The sequence below is a fragment of the Pseudomonas sp. PDM04 genome (assembly GCF_014851765.1).
Lineage (GTDB): Bacteria > Pseudomonadota > Gammaproteobacteria > Pseudomonadales > Pseudomonadaceae > Aquipseudomonas.
In genome coordinates this window covers 637,781-658,313 of record NZ_JACVAI010000001.1, presented here as the reverse complement: position 1 = coordinate 658,313, position 20,533 = coordinate 637,781, and the positions used below count along the sequence as shown (strand labels likewise).

Annotated in this window: 16 protein-coding genes; 13 read left to right on the top strand and 3 right to left on the bottom strand. The window is 58.2% G+C overall.

Annotated elements, in window-relative coordinates; genetic code table 11:
- Positions 1–136: 136 nt before the first annotated feature.
- The 3 genes from mupP to IB249_RS03005 form a co-directional block, all read right to left on the bottom strand.
- The gene (gene mupP / locus IB249_RS03015; RefSeq protein ID WP_192302024.1) at positions 137–808 is read right to left on the bottom strand and encodes an N-acetylmuramic acid 6-phosphate phosphatase MupP; all 672 of its coding nucleotides are present in this window, start codon (positions 806–808) and stop codon (positions 137–139) included.
- A 4-nt stretch (positions 809–812) separates the two neighbouring features.
- Positions 813–1,511, bottom strand: coding sequence for a bifunctional 2-polyprenyl-6-hydroxyphenol methylase/3-demethylubiquinol 3-O-methyltransferase UbiG (gene ubiG / locus IB249_RS03010; protein WP_192302023.1), 699 nt, complete (start codon positions 1,509–1,511; stop codon positions 813–815).
- A gap of 72 nt (positions 1,512–1,583) precedes the next feature.
- Positions 1,584–2,918, bottom strand: a complete 1,335-nt coding sequence (locus IB249_RS03005) for a TRZ/ATZ family hydrolase (protein WP_192302022.1) — start codon at positions 2,916–2,918, stop codon at positions 1,584–1,586.
- A gap of 108 nt (positions 2,919–3,026) precedes the next feature.
- Between IB249_RS03005 and mtnA the strand changes: the two genes are divergently transcribed.
- The 13 genes from mtnA to wbpA all read left to right on the top strand — a co-directional run bounded on the left by mtnA (position 3,027) and on the right by wbpA (position 20,524).
- Complete coding sequence (mtnA, locus tag IB249_RS03000) at positions 3,027–4,103, top strand: S-methyl-5-thioribose-1-phosphate isomerase (RefSeq protein ID WP_192302021.1); 1,077 nt, start codon at positions 3,027–3,029, stop codon at positions 4,101–4,103.
- A 428-nt stretch (positions 4,104–4,531) separates the two neighbouring features.
- Positions 4,532–7,186, top strand: coding sequence for a DNA gyrase subunit A (gene gyrA, locus IB249_RS02995; protein ID WP_192302020.1), 2,655 nt, complete (start codon positions 4,532–4,534; stop codon positions 7,184–7,186).
- 252 nt (positions 7,187–7,438) lie between these two features.
- The gene (serC, locus tag IB249_RS02990; RefSeq protein WP_192302019.1) at positions 7,439–8,524 is read left to right on the top strand and encodes a 3-phosphoserine/phosphohydroxythreonine transaminase; all 1,086 of its coding nucleotides are present in this window, start codon (positions 7,439–7,441) and stop codon (positions 8,522–8,524) included.
- The gene (pheA, locus tag IB249_RS02985) at positions 8,524–9,618 is read left to right on the top strand and encodes a prephenate dehydratase (protein WP_192302018.1); all 1,095 of its coding nucleotides are present in this window, start codon (positions 8,524–8,526) and stop codon (positions 9,616–9,618) included. The genes serC and pheA overlap by 1 nt, the downstream gene beginning before the upstream one ends.
- 10 nt (positions 9,619–9,628) lie before the next feature.
- The gene (hisC, locus tag IB249_RS02980; RefSeq protein WP_192302017.1) at positions 9,629–10,741 is read left to right on the top strand and encodes a histidinol-phosphate transaminase; all 1,113 of its coding nucleotides are present in this window, start codon (positions 9,629–9,631) and stop codon (positions 10,739–10,741) included.
- A gap of 28 nt (positions 10,742–10,769) precedes the next feature.
- Positions 10,770–12,977, top strand: coding sequence for a bifunctional prephenate dehydrogenase/3-phosphoshikimate 1-carboxyvinyltransferase (locus tag IB249_RS02975; RefSeq protein WP_207195377.1), 2,208 nt, complete (start codon positions 10,770–10,772; stop codon positions 12,975–12,977).
- The gene (cmk, locus tag IB249_RS02970; RefSeq protein ID WP_192302015.1) at positions 12,974–13,663 is read left to right on the top strand and encodes a (d)CMP kinase; all 690 of its coding nucleotides are present in this window, start codon (positions 12,974–12,976) and stop codon (positions 13,661–13,663) included. The genes IB249_RS02975 and cmk overlap by 4 nt, the downstream gene beginning before the upstream one ends.
- A gap of 119 nt (positions 13,664–13,782) precedes the next feature.
- Positions 13,783–15,477, top strand: coding sequence for a 30S ribosomal protein S1 (gene rpsA, locus IB249_RS02965; protein WP_192302014.1), 1,695 nt, complete (start codon positions 13,783–13,785; stop codon positions 15,475–15,477).
- Positions 15,478–15,690: 213 nt separating this feature from the next.
- The gene (locus tag IB249_RS02960; RefSeq protein ID WP_192302013.1) at positions 15,691–15,969 is read left to right on the top strand and encodes a hypothetical protein; all 279 of its coding nucleotides are present in this window, start codon (positions 15,691–15,693) and stop codon (positions 15,967–15,969) included.
- 144 nt (positions 15,970–16,113) lie between these two features.
- On the top strand, positions 16,114–16,416 hold the full coding sequence (ihfB, locus tag IB249_RS02955) for an integration host factor subunit beta (RefSeq protein WP_192302012.1): 303 nt from the start codon (positions 16,114–16,116) through the stop codon (positions 16,414–16,416).
- A 436-nt stretch (positions 16,417–16,852) separates the two neighbouring features.
- On the top strand, positions 16,853–17,947 hold the full coding sequence (locus IB249_RS02945; RefSeq protein WP_192302010.1) for a Wzz/FepE/Etk N-terminal domain-containing protein: 1,095 nt from the start codon (positions 16,853–16,855) through the stop codon (positions 17,945–17,947).
- Between the two features lie 497 nt (positions 17,948–18,444).
- Positions 18,445–18,972 carry a transcription termination/antitermination NusG family protein gene (locus tag IB249_RS02940; RefSeq protein WP_192302009.1) on the top strand — a complete coding sequence of 176 codons (528 nt, stop codon included), beginning with the start codon at positions 18,445–18,447 and terminating at the stop codon, positions 18,970–18,972.
- A 238-nt stretch (positions 18,973–19,210) separates the two neighbouring features.
- Positions 19,211–20,524: a UDP-N-acetyl-D-glucosamine 6-dehydrogenase gene (gene wbpA / locus IB249_RS02935; protein WP_192302008.1), complete on the top strand. Its 1,314-nt coding sequence runs from the start codon at positions 19,211–19,213 to the stop codon at positions 20,522–20,524.
- Positions 20,525–20,533 lie beyond the last annotated feature (9 nt).

Genomic DNA, 20,533 nt, shown 5'->3' with positions numbered 1-20,533 from the left:
AAATTCTTCTGGTCAGCGCTATCCCTGTGGGAGCGAGCCTGCTCGCGAAGGGGCGATGTCAGTCAACACTGATGTCGCCTGAAGTATTGCCTTCGCGAGCAGGCTCGCCCCACATGTGTCATTCGGCGAATGCCGCTCAGCAGCTGCAAAGCGCGCTGTCGAGCACCTTGCGCAACTCCAGCGGATGATCCACCACCACGTCCGCGCCCCAGTGCCGCGGGTTGTCGTCCGGATGGATATAGCCATAAGTCACGGCGACGGTTTTGGTCCCGGCATCGCGGCCGGACTCGATGTCGCGCAGGTCATCGCCGACAAACAGCACGCTGGCCGGGTCCAGGTCGAGCATCTTGCACGCCAGGATCAGTGGCTCGGGGTCAGGTTTGCTGTTTTTCACGTGGTCCGGGCATATCAACAGTGCCGAGCGCTCGGCCAGCCCCAGTTGCTGCATGATCGGTTCGGCAAACCGCACGGGCTTGTTGGTCACCACGCCCCAGATCAGGTTGGCTTTCTCGATGTCGGCCAGCACTTCGGGCATGCCGTCGAACAGCTTGCTGTGAACCGCGCAACCGACGAGGTAGCGTTCCAGGAATTCCAGTCGCAGTGCTTCGAAGCCTGGCGACTCGGGGTCCATGGAGAACGTCGCCGCGACCATCGCCCGGGCGCCGCCGGAGATCTCGTCGCGGATGTGCTTGTCATTGATGGGCGGCAAGCCGCGATCGGCGCGCATGGCCTGACAGATCGCGATGAAGTCCGGCGCGGTGTCGAGCAGCGTGCCGTCCATGTCGAAAAGGACTGCTCTGATACGCATCGGCTTACTCCTCGCGCAGGGTCTGGATCATGTAGTTGACGTCCACGTCGGGAGCCAGTTTGTAGTGCTTGGTCAGCGGGTTGTAGGTCAGGCCGATGATGTCCTTGACGGTCAGGCCGGCCATGCGGCTCCAGGCACCCAGCTCGGAAGGGCGGATGAATTTCTTGAAGTCGTGGGTGCCACGCGGCAGCAGCTTCATGATGTATTCGGCGCCGACGATGGCGAACAGGTACGCCTTCGGGTTGCGGTTGATGGTCGAGAAGAACACCTGGCCGCCCGGCTTGACCATTTTGAAACAGGCGCGGATCACCGACGAAGGGTCCGGTACATGCTCGAGCATTTCCAGACATGTCACCACGTCGAACTGCTCGGGCATTTCTTCTGCCAGGGCTTCGGCGGTGATCTGCCTGTATTCGACGTTCACGCCAGATTCCAGTTGATGCAACTGGGCAACGGCCAGCGGCGCCTCGCCCATGTCGATGCCTGTCACGGTAGCGCCACGCTGCGCCATGGCTTCGCTGAGGATGCCGCCGCCGCAGCCGACGTCGAGCACTTTCTTGCCGGCCAGATTGACCCGCTCGTCGATCCAGTTGACCCGCAGCGGGTTGATGTCGTGCAGCGGTTTGAACTCGCTTTCGCGGTCCCACCAGCGATGGGCCAGGGCTTCGAATTTGGCGATTTCGGCGTAGTCGACGTTACTCATGGTTCATCCTCTAAAACTTGAAAAATCCTGTTGCCCCGGCGTCTGGCGCCACGGGCCTTGTCATTCGGCTGCTTACGATTCGGTGTGGCCGCCTATGCGCTGGCCCCAGGCCTTGGCCGTCGCGCTCAACTGTTCTTCATCCAGACGCGTCAGGCGGCGATCCTCCAGCAATTGCCGGCCGGCCACCCAAAGGTGTTTCACGCAGTCGCGACCGGTGGCATATATAAGCTGCGAAACCGGATCGTAGACCGGTTGCTGCGCCAGGCCGGACAGGTCGAATGCGACCATGTCCGCCACCTTGCCGATTTCCAGCGAGCCCACATCGGCTTCGATTCCCAGCGCCCGGGCGCCGTTCAATGTGGCCATGCGCAGGGCACGATGGGCGTCCAGCGCGGTGGCCGAGCCGGCGACGGCCTTGGCGAGCAGGGCGGCGGTACGGGTTTCGCCGAGCAGGTCGAGGTCGTTATTGCTGGCCGCACCGTCAGTGCCGACCGCCACGTTGACGCCGGCCTGCCACAGCCGCTCCACCGGGCAAAAACCACTGGCCAGCTTCAGGTTCGATTCCGGGCAATGAATCACAGAGGTGTTGCTTTCTACCAGCATCGCCAGGTCTTCATCGCTGATCTGAGTCATGTGAACCGCCTGAAAACGCGGTCCCAGCAATCCCAGGCGCGCCAGTCGGGCCAGTGGCCGTTCACCTCGCTGCTCCAGGGCTTGCTGCACTTCGAATGCAGTTTCGTGAACGTGCATGTGAATCGACGCGTCCAGCTCTTCGGCGATCACCCGGATTTTTTCCAGGTTTTCGTCGCCCACGGTATAGGGCGCGTGCGGTCCGAAGGTGACCTTGATGCGTTCATGGTGCTTGAGATCGTTGAACAGCTCGACGCCCTGACGAATGGCTTCATCGGCGTTACCGGCGCCCGGAATCGGGAAATCGAGGATCGGAATCGCGATCTGCGCGCGAATGCCGCTGTTGTGCACGCGTTCGCTGGCAACCTTCGGGAAGAAATACATGTCAGAGAAGCAGGTGATGCCGCCTTTGATCTGTTCGGCGATGGCAAGGTCGGTGCCATCGCGTACAAAGGCCTCATCGACCCATTTGGCTTCGGCTGGCCAGATGTGGTTTTCCAGCCAGGTCATCAGCGGCAGATCATCGGCCAGGCCTCGGAACAGCGTCATCGCCGCGTGCCCATGGGCATTGATCAGGCCGGGGCTGAGCAGCATGTCCGGCAGTTCGCGCACTTCCTTCGCTGCAAGCTTCAGTGCGGCGGCACGCGGGCCGATGAACACGATGCGCCCGTCGCGGATGCCCAGGCCATGCTCCTTGAGGACGACGCCAGCGGGTTCGACGGGTACCAGCCAGGTCGGCAGCAATAACAGGTCGAGCGCAGCGGCAGTGTTCGGCATCGAGGGTGGGTTCCGGTACTTTTGTAAAAGATGGCGAAGTATACCCGAGCGTCTTCGCGGGGGGATCGCTATAATCGGCGGCTTTTGTTCATGAGTGCGGGGTGAGGGATGCGCGATCGACTAATGGCGGCAGAGAAAGTGAAGGCCATCGATTGGCGTGATGGCGCCCTGTATCTGCTGGACCAGCGTATTTTGCCGTTCGAGGAAACCTGGCTCGCCTATACCAGCGCTGCGGGCGTGGCCGAGGCCATTCGTTCGATGGTGGTGCGTGGTGCGCCGGCGATCGGCATCACTGCCGCCTACGGGATTGTACTGGCGGCCCGTGCCCGGCTGGCCGAAGGCGGCGACTGGTACGCCGCGCTGGAAGAGGATTTCGCGCTGCTTGCCGATTCCCGTCCGACCGCCGTCAATCTGTTCTGGGCCCTGGGGCGCATGCATGATCGGCTGGATCGTCTGAAAAAACATGACGATCCTCTGGCGGTGCTGGAGGCCGAGGCCATCGCCATTCACGAAAGTGATCGCGAAGCCAACCTGACCATGGCTCAACTGGGGGTGGACCTGATCCGCAAGCATCAGGGCAATGCCCAGGCGATCCTGACCCATTGCAACACCGGAGCACTGGCCACCGGCGGCTTCGGTACCGCACTGGGGGTGATTCGCGGTGCGTTCATCGAAGGCATGGTCGAGCGCGTGTACGCCGACGAGACCCGTCCCTGGCTGCAGGGGTCGCGGCTGACGGCGTGGGAACTGGCCAACGAGGGCATTCCCGTGACGCTCAACGCCGACTCTGCCGCCGCTCACATCATGAAGACCAAGGGCATCACCTGGGTCATCGTCGGCGCCGACCGCATCACCGCCAATGGCGACGTAGCAAACAAGATCGGGACCTATCAACTGGCAGTGAACGCCATGCACCACGGCGTGCGCTTCATGGTGGTGGCCCCAAGCTCGACCATCGACATGAACCTGGCCAGTGGCGATGACATTCCGATCGAAGAGCGCGACGGCCGTGAGTTGCTGGAGGTGGGCGGCAAGCGGGTAGGGGCCGACGTCGATGCATTCAACCCGGTGTTCGACGTGACGCCGGCGGACCTTATCGATGCCATCGTCACGGAAAAGGGCATTGTCGAGCGTCCGGATACGGCGAAGATGGCGCAGTTGATGTGCCGCAAGCGGTTGCACTGAAGGTATTGGCTGGCTCTGCGGGCCCCATCGCGAGCAGGCTCGCTCCCACACGGATTTTGCGTGCACCACAACCCCTGTGGGAGCGAGCCTGCCGCCGATGAGCGCAAAAAACTCGGCAAACCAGCTGGATATGCACCCTTTTTCTCCATTCAGCACAGCTCTAAGCCCCTGAGCTCTTCCTCAAGCACGCCATCAGTCAACTAACTACACTCCATGCGCATCTGGGGGATAGGTGCGTGGCGGCTCTTGTGATAACATCCGGCGGTTTCCAGGGCAGTCCGATGTGACTGCCTCTACTGCGCAGATCCATGGCATAACTTGTTGATTTGTCGTAAGTCGGTGCATCGGCAGTCGGCCTGCATCGGCGAGCTTCGTTCGTCCCATATGGATGTGACGAAGTTTCACCAGAAAAAGGAATCAGGCTTCTCATGGGCGAACTGGCCAAAGAAATCCTCCCGGTCAATATCGAAGACGAGCTGAAGCAGTCCTACCTCGACTACGCAATGAGCGTAATTGTCGGGCGGGCACTGCCCGATGCACGCGATGGCTTGAAGCCCGTGCACCGGCGTGTGCTGTTCGCGATGAGCGAGCTGGGCAACGACTTCAACAAGCCGTACAAGAAATCTGCCCGTGTCGTCGGTGACGTGATCGGTAAGTATCACCCGCACGGTGATACCGCGGTGTACGACACCATCGTCCGGATGGCGCAGCCATTCTCGCTGCGCTACCTGCTGGTCGACGGCCAGGGCAACTTCGGTTCGGTGGACGGCGACAACGCGGCGGCCATGCGATACACCGAAGTGCGCATGACCAAGCTGGCGCACGAGCTGCTGGCGGACCTGCACAAGGAAACCGTGGACTGGGTGCCGAACTACGACGGCACCGAATTGATCCCGGCAGTCATGCCAACCCGTATTCCCAACCTGTTGGTCAACGGCTCCAGCGGTATCGCGGTGGGCATGGCGACCAACATTCCGCCCCACAACCTCGGTGAAGTCATCGACGGTTGCCTGGCGCTCATCGACAACCCAGAGCTGACCGTCGATGAACTGATGCAATACATTCCCGGTCCGGACTTCCCGACGGCGGCGATCATCAATGGTCGCGCCGGTATCATCGAAGCCTACCGTACCGGTCGTGGCCGCATTTACATGCGCGCCCGCTCGACCATCGAAGACATCGACAAGGTCGGTGGCCGTCAGCAGATCGTCATCACCGAACTGCCTTACCAGCTGAACAAGGCGCGTCTGATCGAGAAGATCGCCGAGCTGGTCAAGGAGAAGAAGCTCGAAGGCATCACCGAGCTGCGTGACGAGTCCGACAAGGACGGTATGCGCGTCGTGATCGAGCTGCGTCGTGGCGAAGTGCCTGAGGTGATCCTCAACAACCTCTACGCCCAGACCCAGCTGCAAAGCGTGTTCGGTATCAACATCGTTGCGCTGATCGACGGCCGTCCGCGGATCCTCAACCTCAAGGACCTGCTGGAAGCCTTCGTTCGTCACCGTCGCGAAGTCGTTACCCGTCGTACCGTGTTCGAACTGCGCAAGGCGCGCGAGCGTGGTCACATCCTTGAAGGTCAAGCGGTTGCCCTGTCGAACATCGACCCGGTCATCGCCCTGATCAAGGCTTCGCCGACCCCGTCGGAAGCCAAGGAAGCGCTGGTCAGCACCCCGTGGGAGTCCTCCGCAGTGGTGGCGATGGTGGAACGTGCCGGTGCCGATTCGTGCCGTCCGGAAAACCTCGACCCGCAATACGGCCTGCGTGATGGCAAGTACTTCCTCTCGCCAGAGCAGGCCCAGGCCATCCTGGAATTGCGCCTGCACCGCCTGACCGGCCTGGAGCATGAAAAGCTGCTGGCCGAGTACCAGGAGATCCTCAACCAGATTGGCGAGCTGATCCGCATCCTCAACAGCGCCGCGCGCCTGATGGAAGTGATCCGCGAAGAGCTGGAAGTGATCCGCGCCGAATACGGCGATGTGCGTCGCACCGAGATTCTCGATGCCCGTCTCGACCTGACCCTGGGTGACATGATCCCGGAGGAAGAGCGTGTCGTGACCATTTCCCACGGTGGCTATGCCAAGACCCAGCCACTGGCTGCGTACCAGGCCCAGCGTCGTGGCGGTAAAGGCAAATCGGCGACCGGCGTCAAGGATGAGGACTACATCGCTCACCTGCTGGTCGCCAACAGCCACACCACGTTGCTGCTGTTCTCCAGCAAGGGCAAGGTGTACTGGCTCAAGACCTACGAGATTCCGGAAGCATCCCGTGCCGCTCGCGGCCGTCCGCTGGTCAACCTGTTGCCACTGGATGACGGTGAATACATCACCACCATGCTGCCGGTCGAGGAATACACCGAAGGCCACTTCATCTTCATGGCGACCGCCAACGGCACCGTGAAAAAGACCCCGCTGGAATCCTTCAGTCGCCAACGCAGCGTTGGTCTGATTGCCCTGGAGCTGGACGAAGGCGACGTACTGATTTCCGCCGCCATCACCGATGGCGAGCGCGAAGTCATGCTGTTCTCCGACGGTGGCAAGGTGACTCGCTTCAAGGAAACCGACGTTCGCGCCATGGGCCGTACCGCTCGCGGTGTTCGCGGCATGCGTCTGCCGGAAGGCCAGAAGCTGATTTCCATGCTGATCCCGGAAGAAGGCAGCCAGATCCTCACCGCTTCCGAGCGTGGCTATGGCAAGCGTACTGCGATCACCGAGTTCCCGGAGTACAAGCGTGGCGGCCAGGGCGTTATCGCCATGGTCAGCAACGACCGCAACGGCCGTCTGGTCGGCGCGGTTCAGGTGCTCGACGGCGAGGAAATCATGCTGATTTCCGACCAGGGCACCCTGGTTCGTACCCGAGTCGACGAAGTGTCCAGCCTGGGCCGTAACACCCAGGGCGTGACCCTGATCAAGCTGGCCAACGACGAGACGCTGGTGGGCCTGGAGCGGGTTCAGGAGCCGTCGGAAATCGAAGGCGAAGAGCTGGAAGGTGAAGAGGGTGCGCAGTTCGACGGCGAAGTCGTGATAGACGACGTTGTCGAAGACCAGCAACTCGACGCCGCCGCTGACGAAGAACCGCAAGAGTAAGCGGGCGCAGAGGGGGCGGATGAAAATTCGCCCCCTTGTTGTTTGTCCGAACGGAAAGTGTCGACATCAATGGAGATCCCCTGTGGGAGCGAGCCTGCTCGCGAATGCAGACGCCGCGGTACCTCTGAGAACCGTTGTGATCCATCGCGAGCAGGCTCGCTCTCACAAAATACCCTGCTCTGGCAGGGCGCCTTGATGTCGCCTGTTAGTGATTTTATTGCGTGATATCACCAAATCAGAGCGAGATTGGATGTGAGCAAGAGAGCCTTTAACTTCTGTGCCGGTCCTGCGGCACTTCCCGAAGCTGTCCTGAAACGCGCCCAGGGTGAACTCCTTGATTGGCACGGCAAGGGCCTGTCCGTCATGGAAATGAGCCATCGCAGCGATGAGTTCGTGTCCATCGCGACCAAGGCCGAGCAGGATCTGCGTGATCTGCTGAATATCCCTTCGAACTATAAAGTGCTGTTCCTGCAAGGTGGCGCCAGCCAGCAATTCGCTCAGATCCCCCTGAACCTGTTGCCCGAAGGCGGCTCTGCCGACTACATCGACACCGGCATCTGGTCGCAGAAAGCCATCGAAGAAGCTTCGCGCTACGGCCATGTCAATGTCGCGGCCACCGCCAAGCCTTACGATTACTTCGCGATCCCAGGCCAGAACGAGTGGAATCTGTCGAAAGACGCAGCCTACGTTCACTACGCGCCGAACGAAACCATCGGCGGCCTGGAGTTCCAGTGGGTTCCGCAAACCGGCGATGTGCCGCTGGTTGCCGACATGTCTTCCGACATTCTCTCGCGCCCCATCGATGTGTCGCGCTTCGGCATGATCTACGCCGGCGCCCAGAAGAACATCGGTCCGAGCGGCATCGTCGTCAACATCGTTCGCGAAGACTTGCTGGGCAAGGCCCGTGCGCTGTGCCCGACCATGCTCGACTACAAGGTCGCGGCCGATAACGGCTCGATGTACAACACCCCGCCAACCCTGGCCTGGTACCTGTCCGGCCTGGTGTTCGAGTGGCTGAAAGAGCAGGGTGGCGTTGAAGCCATCGGCAAGCTCAACGACGTGAAGCAGCGCACCCTGTATGACTTCATCGACGCCAGCGGCTTGTACAACAACCCGATCAACAAGTCCGACCGCTCGTGGATGAACGTGCCGTTCCGCCTGGCTGACGATCGCCTCGACAAGCCGTTCCTGGCCGGCGCCGAAGAGCGCGGCCTGTTGAACCTCAAGGGGCACCGTTCCGTGGGCGGCATGCGCGCCTCTATCTATAACGCCGTGGACATCGTTGCGATCAACGCACTGGTTTCGTACATGGCAGAGTTCGAGAAGGAACACGGCTGATGTCTGAGCAAGAACTCAAGGCACTGCGCGTTCGCATTGACGCCCTGGACCTCAAGGTCCTGGAGCTGATCAGTGAGCGTGCACGCTGCGCCCAGGAAGTTGCGCGAGTAAAGATGGCTTCGCTGGCTGAAGGCGAAGTGCCGGTGTTCTATCGTCCCGAGCGTGAAGCTCAGGTGCTCAAGCGCGTGATGGAGCGTAATCAGGGGCCGCTGGGCAACGAAGAGATGGCGCGACTGTTTCGCGAAATCATGTCGTCGTGCCTGGCCCTCGAGCAGCCGCTGAAAGTGGCGTACCTCGGCCCTGAAGGCACCTTCACCCAGGCCGCGGCCATGAAACACTTCGGCCATGCTGTCATCAGCAAACCGATGGCGGCGATCGACGAAGTGTTCCGTGAGGTCGCTGCCGGGGCGGTGAACTTTGGCGTGGTCCCGGTGGAAAACTCCACCGAAGGCGCGGTCAACCATACCCTCGACAGCTTCCTCGAACATGACATGGTCATTTGTGGCGAAGTCGAGCTGCGCATTCACCACCACCTGTTGGTCGGTGAAAACACCAAGACCGACAGCATCAGCCGCATCTACTCCCATGCCCAATCGCTGGCCCAGTGCCGCAAGTGGCTGGATGCACACTACCCGAACGTCGAGCGCGTGGCGGTTTCGAGCAACGCCGAAGCGGCCAAGCGGGTCAAGGGTGAGTGGAACTCGGCAGCGATCGCGGGCGATATGGCCGCCGGTCTGTACGGCTTGACCCGTCTGGCGGAGAAAATCGAGGATCGTCCGGACAACTCCACGCGTTTCCTGATGATCGGTAATCAGGAAGTGCCACCGACCGGCGACGACAAGACGTCGATCATCGTCTCCATGAGCAACAAGCCCGGTGCGCTTCACGAGTTGCTGGTGCCGTTCCACGACAATGGCATCGACTTGACCCGCATCGAGACGCGTCCTTCGCGCAGCGGTAAATGGACCTATGTGTTCTTTATCGATTTCGTCGGTCACCACCGTGATCCGCTGGTCAAGGGTGTGCTGGAAAAAATCAGTCAGGAAGCAGTGGCACTTAAAGTGTTGGGTTCCTACCCGAAAGCCGTTCTCTAAGGGGTAGCAAATGAGTGGCAACTTCCTCGCCCTGGCACAGCCGGGCGTGCAACAACTGTCGCCTTACGTTCCGGGCAAGCCAGTGGACGAACTGGCACGCGAACTGGACATCGATCCAGCCAGCATCGTCAAACTGGCGAGCAACGAAAACCCATTGGGCGCCAGCCCGAAGGCACTGGCCGCGATTCGTGAAGCGCTGGCCGAGCTGACCCGCTATCCGGACGGCAACGGCTTTGCGCTCAAGACCCTGTTGGCCGAACAATGCCGTGTCGAACTGAATCAGGTGACGCTGGGCAATGGTTCCAACGACATTCTGGAGCTGGTCGCCCGTGCTTACCTGGCGCCGGGCCTGAACGCCGTGTTCAGCGAACACGCGTTTGCGGTCTACCCGATCGCCACGCAAGCCGTCGGCGCGACGGCTAAAGTGGTCCCGGCCAAAAACTGGGGCCATGATCTGCCGGCCATGCTGGCCGCGATCGACGCCGACACCCGCGTGGTGTTCATCGCCAACCCGAACAACCCGACCGGGACCTGGTTCGACGCCGAGGCGCTGGACGAATTCCTCCAGGACGTGCCGGAGCACGTGCTGGTGGTGCTGGACGAGGCCTACATCGAGTACGCCGAAGGCAGCGACCTGCCGGACGGCCTGGATTTCCTGGCGGCCTACCCGAACCTGCTGGTGTCGCGCACCTTCTCCAAGGCCTATGGCCTGGCGTCGCTGCGTGTGGGTTATGGACTGTCCACGGCTGTCGTCGCCGACGTGCTGAACCGTGTGCGTCAGCCGTTCAACGTCAACAGCCTGGCCCTGGCGGCCGCTTGTGCCGCGTTGCAGGACGAAGCGTACCTGGCTGAAAGCCGCCGTCTGAACGAAGCCGGCATGCAGCAGCTTGAGGTGGGCTTCCGCGAGTTGGGGCTGAGCTGGATTCCATCCAAGGGCAACTTCATCTGCGTCGACCTGGGTCGTGTGGCGGCTCCGGTGTTCCAGGGCCTGTTGCGCGAAGGCGTGATTGTGCGTCCGGTGGCCAACTACGGGATGCCGAACCACCTGCGGGTCACCATCGGTCTGCCGGCGGAAAACAGCCGCTTCCTCGAGGCGCTGACCAAGGTCCTGGCTCGTGGTTGATGTCACTGCAACGCAATCTGCCGAGCCTATGATCGGTCGCCTGGTGGTGGTCGGTCTTGGATTGATCGGCGGCTCGTTCGCCAAAGGCTTGCGTGAAAGCGGCCTGTGCCGTGAAGTGGTCGGCGTCGACCTCGATCCGCAATCGCGCAAGCTCGCGGTTGAATTGGGTGTGGTCGACCGTTGCGAGGAGGACCTGGTGCTGGCTTGCCAGGGCGCTGATGTGATTCAGTTGGCCGTGCCGATTCTGGCCATGGAGAAACTGCTTGGCCGCCTGGCTCGCGTGGATCTGGGGCGGGCGATTCTGACCGATGTCGGCAGTGCCAAGGGCAACGTCGTGCGTGCAGCTACCGAGGCGTTTGGCGGTATGCCGGCGAATTTCGTGCCCGGTCATCCCATCGCCGGTTCCGAGCAGAGCGGGGTGGAAGCCTCCAATGGCGAACTGTTCCGTCGTCATAAGGTGATCCTGACACCGCTGGAGCAAACCGATCCGGCGGCACTGGCGGTGGTTGACCGCTTGTGGCGTGAGCTGGGTGCCGACGTCGAGCACATGCAGGTCGAGCGTCACGACGAAGTCCTGGCGGCGACCAGCCACCTGCCACACCTGCTGGCGTTCGGCCTGGTCGATTCGTTGGCCAAGCGCAATGAAAACCTTGAGATCTTCCGTTACGCTGCCGGCGGTTTCCGCGATTTCACGAGAATCGCAGGGAGTGACCCGGTCATGTGGCATGACATCTTCCTCGCCAACCGCGAAGCTGTCCTGCGCACACTCGATACATTTCGCAGCGACCTCGACGCCTTGCGCGACGCGGTCGATGCAGGGGATGGGCACCAGTTGTTGGGCGTCTTCACTCGCGCCCGGGTTGCCCGCGAACATTTCAGTAAAATCCTGGCCCGCCGGGCTTATGTGGACGCTATGAACTCCAACGACCTGATTTTCCTGGGACAACCGGGTGGCCGCCTGACTGGGCGGATTCGTGTACCGGGCGACAAATCGATTTCCCACCGCTCGATCATGCTTGGCTCCCTGGCTGAAGGTGTTACCGAAGTCGAAGGCTTCCTCGAGGGCGAAGACGCCCTGGCGACCCTGCAGGCTTTCCGTGACATGGGCGTCGTGATCGAAGGGCCGCACCACGGTCGTGTGACCATCCACGGCGTCGGCCTGCATGGCTTGAAGCCAGCGCCGGGTCCGATCTACCTGGGCAACTCCGGCACGTCGATGCGCCTGCTGGCCGGCCTGCTGGCTGCGCAGAATTTCGACAGCACCCTGACCGGCGACGCCTCGCTGTCCAAGCGTCCGATGAATCGTGTGGCCAATCCCCTGCGGGAAATGGGCGCCGTGATCGAGACCGCTGCCGAAGGTCGCCCACCGATGACCATTCGTGGCGGCCACGCGCTCAAAGGCCTGACCTACACCATGCCGATGGCCAGCGCCCAGGTTAAATCCTGCCTGCTGTTGGCGGGCCTGTATGCCGAAGGCAAGACCACAGTGACCGAGCCTGCCCCGACTCGTGACCACACCGAGCGCATGCTGCGCGGCTTCGGCTACCCGGTGAGCGTCGACGGTGCGACGGCGTCGGTGGAGTCCGGGCACAGGTTGACCGCAACCCACATCGAAGTGCCGGGCGACATTTCCTCTTCGGCTTTCTTCCTGGTGGCCGCGTCGATCGCCGAAGGTTCCGAGCTGGTGCTCGAACACGTCGGTATCAACCCGACTCGCACCGGCGTGATCGATATCCTGCGTCTGATGGGGGCCGACATCACCTTGGAAAACCAGCGTGAAGTCGGTGGCGAGCCAGTGGCGGACTTGCGCGTGCGTGCAGCTAAACTCAAGGGTATCGAGATTCCCGAAGCGCTGGTGCCGTTGGCGATCGACGAATTCCCGGTACTGTTCGTGGCAGCGGCCTGCGCCGAAGGACGCACCGTCCTGCGTGGCGCTGAAGAGCTGCGCGTCAAGGAGTCCGACCGGATCCAGGTAATGGCCGACGGCTTGCTGGCGCTGGGCGTCAAGTGCGAACCGACGCCGGACGGCATCATCATCGACGGCGGCTCGATCGGCGGCGGCGAAGTGCACGGTCACGGCGATCACCGGATCGCCATGGCGTTCAGCGTGGCTTCACTGCGCGCTAGCGCACCGATCCGGATCCATGATTGCGCCAACGTCGCGACTTCGTTCCCGAATTTCCTGGCGCTGTGCGCCCAGGTCGGTATCCGTGTTGCACAAGAGGCTCAGTCGTGAAAAACATTGCACCGGTCATCACCATCGATGGGCCAAGCGGCTCCGGCAAGGGCACGGTCGCCGGGATACTGGCCAAGCGCCTGGGCTGGAACCTGCTGGATTCCGGTGCGCTTTACCGTTTGCTGGCCTTTGCCGCGCATAACCATGGCGTGGACCTGACCAACGAAGAGTTGCTGAAGAAACTCGCCGCTCATCTGGATGTGCAATTCATCGCGGCGACCGACGGTCAGTTGCAGCGCATCATTCTGGAAGGCGACGAAGTCAGCGATGTGATCCGTACGGAGAGCGTCGGTTCCGGTGCTTCTCAAGTGGCTGCATTGCCCGCCGTGCGTGAGGCGTTGCTGCAACGTCAGCGCGCATTTCAGGAAGCGCCCGGCCTGGTGGCCGATGGCCGTGACATGGGCACTGTGGTTTTCCCGGACGCGCCACTGAAGATTTTCCTCACTGCCAGTGCCGAGGAGCGCGCGCGCCGTCGATACTTGCAGTTGAAGGGAAAAGTCGATGGTGTTAGTCTGTCGAGTCTGCTAGATGAGATACGTGCGCGCGATGAGCGCGACACCCAGCGAGCGGTAGCCCCGCTCAAGCCGGCGGCCGACGCCATTCAGCTGGATTCCACGGAATTGTCCATCGATCAGGTGCTGGAACGCATCATGAGCGAGATCGCGCTTCGCGATATCGCCGGGTGACCAAGAGGGCCACAGGGGACCAGTCATAGTCCTGTGGTGCTTCTTTTAAATGAAACCAACCCACATCGTCTGGGATGCGGAAATGGGCGTATTCTTCGCCCTTATCTACAGGAATTAAAATGAGCGAAAGCTTTGCGGAACTCTTTGAAGAAAGCCTAAAAACCCTGAACCTTCAGGCTGGCTCCATCATCACCGGTGTTATCGTTGATATCGATTACCAAGCTCGCTGGGTAACCGTTCACGCTGGCCTGAAGTCTGAAGCACTCATCCCGCTTGAGCAGTTTTACAACGACGCTGGCGAACTGAACATCAACGTCGGTGACGAAGTTCACGTTGCTCTGGATTCGGTTGAAGACGGCTTTGGTGAAACCAAGCTGTCCCGTGAAAAAGCCAAGCGCGCTGAATGCTGGATTGTTCTGGAAGCAGCCTTCGCAGCCGAAGAAGTGGTCAAGGGCGTTATCAACGGTAAGGTTAAAGGCGGCTTCACTGTCGACGTTAACGGCATCCGTGCGTTCCTGCCTGGTTCTCTGGTTGACGTCCGTCCTGTGCGCGACACCACACACCTGGAAGGCAAAGAGCTGGAATTCAAGGTCATCAAGCTGGACCAGAAGCGCAACAACGTTGTCGTTTCCCGTCGCAGCGTCCTCGAAGCCGAGAACTCCGCCGAGCGTGAAGCTCTGCTGGAATCCCTGCAGGAAGGCCAACAAGTCAAAGGTATCGTCAAGAACCTCACCGATTACGGCGCATTCGTCGATCTGGGTGGCGTCGATGGCCTGCTGCACATTACCGACATGGCTTGGAAACGTATCAAGCATCCTTCCGAAATCGTCAACGTTGGCGACGAGATCGATGTCAAGGTTCTGAAGTACGATCGCGAGCGCAATCGTGTTTCCCTGGGCCTGAAGCAACTGGGCGAAGATCCATGGGTTGCTATCAAAGCCCGTTACCCAGAAAGCACTCGCGTTACCGCTCGTGTAACCAACCTGACCGACTACGGCTGCTTCGCTGAGCTGGAAGAAGGCGTTGAAGGTCTGGTACACGTTTCCGAAATGGACTGGACCAACAAGAACATCCACCCTTCGAAAGTCGTACAAGTCGGCGACGAAGTGGAAGTCATGGTTCTGGACATCGACGAAGAGCGTCGTCGTATCTCCCTCGGTATCAAGCAGTGCAAGTCCAACCCATGGGAAGACTTCTCTGGCCAGTTCAACAAGGGCGATAAAATCTCCGGCACCATCAAGTCGATCACCGATTTCGGTATCTTCATTGGTCTGGACGGCGGTATCGACGGTCTGGTTCACCTGTCCGACATCTCCTGGAACGAAGTGGGCGAAGAAGCCGTTCGCCGCTTCAAGAAGGGCGACGAGCTGGACACCGTTATCCTGTCGGTTGACCCAGAGCGCGAGCGTATCTCCCTGGGTATCAAGCAACTGGAAAGCGATCCGTTCTCCGAGTACGTCTCGGTTAACGACAAAGGCGCCATCGTTAAAGGCACTGTGAAAGAAGTTGACGCCAAAGGCGCCATCATCGTTCTGGCCGACGATATCGAAGCGACTCTGAAAGCCTCCGAAATCAGCCGTGACCGCGTTGAAGACGCGCGCAACGTTCTGAAAGAAGGCGAAGAAGTAGAAGCCAAGATCATCAGCGTTGACCGCAAGAGCCGTGTAATCCAGCTGTCGATCAAGTCGAAAGACGTGGAAGACGAGAAAGAAGCTATCCAGAGCCTGCGCGACAAGCCAGCTGCTGATACCACTTCTGCTGGTCCTACCACTCTGGGCGACCTGCTGCGTGCACAAATGGAAAAGCAGAACTAAGTTCTGTCAGACCATAGAAAAAGGGCGACTTCGGTCGCCCTTTTTTGTGCCTGGGATTTGGTCTTTTCAGGGGGCGTCATGCAGAAAAAACGTCCTTGAAACCATCACCATGCACAGCGGTCTCTTTCTTTAGAGGGATCAATGGTTTATTAATCGCTAGTCTTGATACGAAGTGAACGGTAGTCGGCCGGAATGACTGGCCTAAGGAAGTGAATGGACAAGCTCATTATCGTTGTGGCAGTGCTGATGCTGGCGGGGTGTGGCACCAATGCCAAGACTCACGCGGTACGCGGCGTCAGTGGCATAGAGGTGGATTGTTCGGGGTTGGGGTCAGGTTGGGAGAAATGCCAAAGGCGTGCGGCGAAGGAGTGCAAGGGGGCAGGCTACAGGGTGATCACCAGGTCTGATGAGGCAAAGGACGAAGATGAGTACCCCTTTGGTTTCAACCCGGCGGGCTATCTGACACGCAAGATGCTGGTGATCTGCAGGTGAGCGTGTGCGCAGGCTTGCCGAGTCGCCGCAAAGCGGCAGCTTGAAACAGTGGCGTATGTCAATACATGGGCTGTTCAAAATCTCCCGGGCATGCTAAAACCTCTGAAGCGATTTTCCTAGCTGCTTGAAAAAGAAGGGAAAAATATGACGAAGTCGGAGTTGATCGAACGAATTGTCACCCATCAAGGGCTACTCTCATCCAAGGATGTGGAGTTGGCTATCAAGACTATGCTTGAACAAATGTCCCAGTGCTTAGCCACTGGCGATCGGATTGAGATTCGTGGGTTTGGCAGCTTCTCCCTGCATTATCGGGCGCCCCGGGTTGGGCGCAATCCAAAGACTGGCCAGTCTGTGAGTCTTGATGGGAAGTTTGTGCCTCATTTCAAGCCGGGGAAGGAGTTGCGTGATCGTGTGAACGAGGAAGAGGAAGAGCATAATGCGCTTTAAGCGGCGTACTGGGGGCGAATCGTGAGGAGCTTCAGGCGTAAGCTCTATGCAGCGCTTTTAATGGTTGTGGCGCTTATGGTCGTACTCTTCTTGCTTGAAAATCAGCAGGGGGTTTCTTTGTTTTTTTGGGGTTGGGCTGCCCCAGACCTTCCGGTATCTGCTCTCTTGATCATGGCGTTACTGTTGGGTATGGCGCTTAGTCCCCTATTGGTCTGCCTTAAGGGGAGAAAGGGGCGTCCAGGTTGAGTTTCAATCTGGTTCCTTCCCGAGTTTGATTCAATTCAAGTTCGGAAAGTTTTCGGTGGTTTTTGATTTTTATATTTTTGCTTCGGTAGGCTTGCAGGTTTAACAAGAGTGGTCTTAACTTCGTAACAGTGTTGTTGTAGGGTTAAGGAACAATGTTAAATGGCTAGTTTATTGAGGGAAAAATGCCGGAATGTTTAAGGTTGATTCTGCAATAAAAAGCGAAGATGAGGTCGACTTGATCGAGCTTGTCAAAATTTTGTGGGCGCAGAAATTTGTGGTGCTTGGTTTCGGGGTCCTGGGTGTTGTGCTGGCTTTTGCCTACGCTTATTTTTCAATAGTAGCGCCTATGTATGAAGCAAAAATCTATGTCATGCCCCCGGCTCAAGGCGGGGTTATTGGTTTTAACGTCGGGCGTAGTGCGGACAATGATAGTCTGAAGCCTTATACGGTCAAGGATGTGTATTCCGTTTTTACCAAAAACCTCGAAGGTGGGGCGCTTCGTCAGCGTTTTTTTAATGAGGTATATTTACGCTCTCTTTCCAGTAGTCCTCGTACCGGTTCTGTAGATCAGTTATATAAAAACTTCACTCGGCAATTGGTAATCGGTGCGGATAAAGGTATTCCGGATCGATACTTCGTTAGTCTCCAGGGAAATAACTCAGATCAGGCGGCTGCATGGGTCAAGGCCTATGTGGAGCGTGCGGGTGCAGAAACAAAGGCGGAGATAATCCTGAATATCACGCAGGAGATAGCGGCCAAAAAGAATGAGCTTGAGAGGGAAATTGCAAGCTTGCGCGAGGCGGCCCTTCTCGACCGTGAAGACCGTATTTCTCAATTGCGTGAAGCATTGAGTATCGCCAAGGCTATCGGTCTGGTGGAGCCGCAGTTGTCTTCAAATACGGTGATAGCCGTGGCGGGTAATATAAGCGAGCCATTTCCCTATCGGCGCGGTAGTAGGGCGCTGACAGCGGAGATCAATGTGTTGCAGTCTCGAACTTCAGATGATGCCTTTGTTCCCAATCTGCGGAAACTGCAAGCCAGGCATGATGTTCTGGCTCAATTGAATGTTGATGCTGGCCAAGTCTCTGTCAGTCGCCAGGATGGCGATGTTGAAGTGTCCAACTCTCCAGTGCAGGCTAAAAAGAAAATGATACTGTTGCTGGGGCTAATCGCTGGATTTCTATTAGGTGGGCTTTTGGTCCTGGCTCGTATTTTTTTGTTACAGCCTGCTGTTCTTGGAGTGGGTGGTTCGGAGCGTAGAATAGAGAAGCCGGCCAATAATTGATTTTGTTTTTTCTTTTGAATTATATAGAGCCCTGCTAGAGCGCAGCTATTTGCGTGTTTTGCGGGGTTTCTTGCCTTTGCGGCTATGACTTTTCTCACTGAATTTTTCTTGATATGGCCATTTGAAATTAACTTGGTCAAGGCCTAAAACGAGTGAGCGCTGGGCTCCTCAACAGGCATTTTGCCATCGAACCGCAGGCTTGGGTGCCGTGGGAAGCGCTTGTCGGAAATGACGCACGATTTTTTCGTGTAGAGCCAGAAAACTGGTTTGATAGAGAAGTGTAAATATCTGAAAGCCATGCCCGCCGAGAGCAGGCATAATGTGGGTCCCACGGGGCTCAACGAGCGATCACATAAATCTGTCCATAATAATGGCACATCGGGAGGGTGCATGGAGCAAATGAAAGCCTGGTTCTGCTATCTGGCAGGAAGGGCATTCAGCGCCATTGTCGCCTGGTCTGAGCTGATTGCGGGGAATGTCTCAAGGCGGGTCGCCGAATGAATGCCGATGAAAGCGTCGTGAATGCCAGCGTCAAGCTGCAATCGGCCCCCAGCTGGTATTTGGTCCAGTGCAAGGCCAGGCAGGACGGCAGGGCCGAAGAACATTTGGCTCGTCAAGGCTACGTTTGCGTACGCCCGAAGTGCGTTCAGCAATTACTTGTGAAAGGGCGCTTGCATAAGAGAGTCGGCTCTCTTTTTCCCGGATATTTGTTCGTTCAGCTTAATGACGGTTGTGGCTGGGGACCATTGCGTTCCACGCGTGGCGTCAGTCGTATCGTCAGCTTCGGCGAAAAACCGGCGCCTGTCAGTGATGATCTGGTCTGGCGGTTACAGGAAAGGGCAAAGGGTCTTGAAATACCGTTGTTCAGAGCTGGAGAGGCTGTTCGCGTCGTCAGTGGTGAGCTCGCAGAGATGGATGCCATCTTCAAAGAGATGGACGGGGCAAAACGGGTTATCTTGTTGATCAGCCTGCTTAATCGGGAGCAGCGAGTCAGTGTACCGTTGGCAACCGTCTTTAGGCACTGAGGGAATTGGCGTCAGCCCTTTTGGGGGCTCGCAACGTTATGAAGAGCGTTTTGAGGAAGCAAACGTTAAATCCTGGGGCGGTAGCGTACCCGATCAGAGCCCAAAATCAGTGGCAGTTTCTGGTCGATTTCATGGTGCGGTCACCGCTCTTGAGGGTTCAGCGGTAAGTGACGCCAGGGCGCGGGTCCCAGTGTGTACATGATTGCTTACAAGTTTAAAATTAAAGGAGTTGTGTTTGATGGCAGGCATAAAGCAGGCGAGCGTCGCTAGGTTCAAGAGAAAAGAGGCCATCATCGGGATTGTGGGCCTCGGCTACGTAGGTCTGCCTTTGATGCTGCGTTACAATGCAATCGGTTTCAAGGTCCTGGGTATTGATATAGATACTTCCAAGGTCGATGCATTGAACTCGGGCAAGAGCTACATCGAGCATATTTCCGGCGAGAAAATAGCACAAGCCTGCGAGAGCGGCTTTGAGGCCACCACCGATTTTAAACGCGTGGCCGAGTGCGATGCGCTCATACTCTGTGTTCCTACGCCGTTGAATAAGTATCGCGAGCCTGACATGAGCTTCGTGGTCAATACCACGGACGCGATCAAACCTTTTCTGCGCGCTGGCCAGATCGTGTCCCTGGAAAGCACCACGTACCCGGGGACGACTGAAGAAGAGCTGCTTCCTCGCATCCAAGAGGGCGGATTGCGTGCAGGCGAAGATATCTTCCTTGTTTATTCTCCCGAGCGTGAAGACCCGGGAAATCCTAATTTCGAAACCCGCACCATTCCCAAAGTGATTGGTGGCCATACGGAGGCCTGCCTGGAGGTGGGGGTTGCTCTCTATGAGCACGCCATCGACAGGATCGTTTCTGTCAGTTCGACCAAAGCTGCCGAAATGACCAAACTTCTGGAAAATATTCATCGCGCAGTGAATATAGGCCTGGTCAATGAAATGAAAGTGGTAGCGGATCGGATGGGGATCGATATCTTCGAAGTCGTCGATGCGGCTGCTACCAAGCCATTTGGCTTTACTGCTTATTATCCAGGCCCTGGTCTGGGTGGTCATTGCATTCCAATCGATCCTTTTTACCTGACCTGGAAGGCACGCGAGTATGGCTTGCATACCCGCTTCATCGAGTTGTCTGGCGAGGTCAACAAAGCTATGCCTGAGTACGTATTGGGCAAGCTGATGGATGGCCTGAACCAAAGTGCGAAAGCGCTGAAGGGCAGCAGAGTGCTGGTGCTTGGCATCGCTTACAAGAAAAACGTTGACGACATGCGTGAGTCACCTTCAGTCGAAATCATGGAGTTGATAGAAGCTAAGGGCGGGGTTGTTGCTTACAGTGACCCGCACGTTCCAGTCTTTCCGAAAATGCGAGAGCACCACTTCGACCTTGTCAGTGAAGAACTGACGGAAACTAATATCGCTTCGTTCGATGCCGTGGTTTTGGCAACTGATCATGATAAGTTTGATTATGACTTGATTTGCCAGCATTCGAAGTTGTTAGTCGACACTCGTGGGAAGTATCGAAATCCCCAAGTTCATATCATTAAAGCCTGATTGATGGAG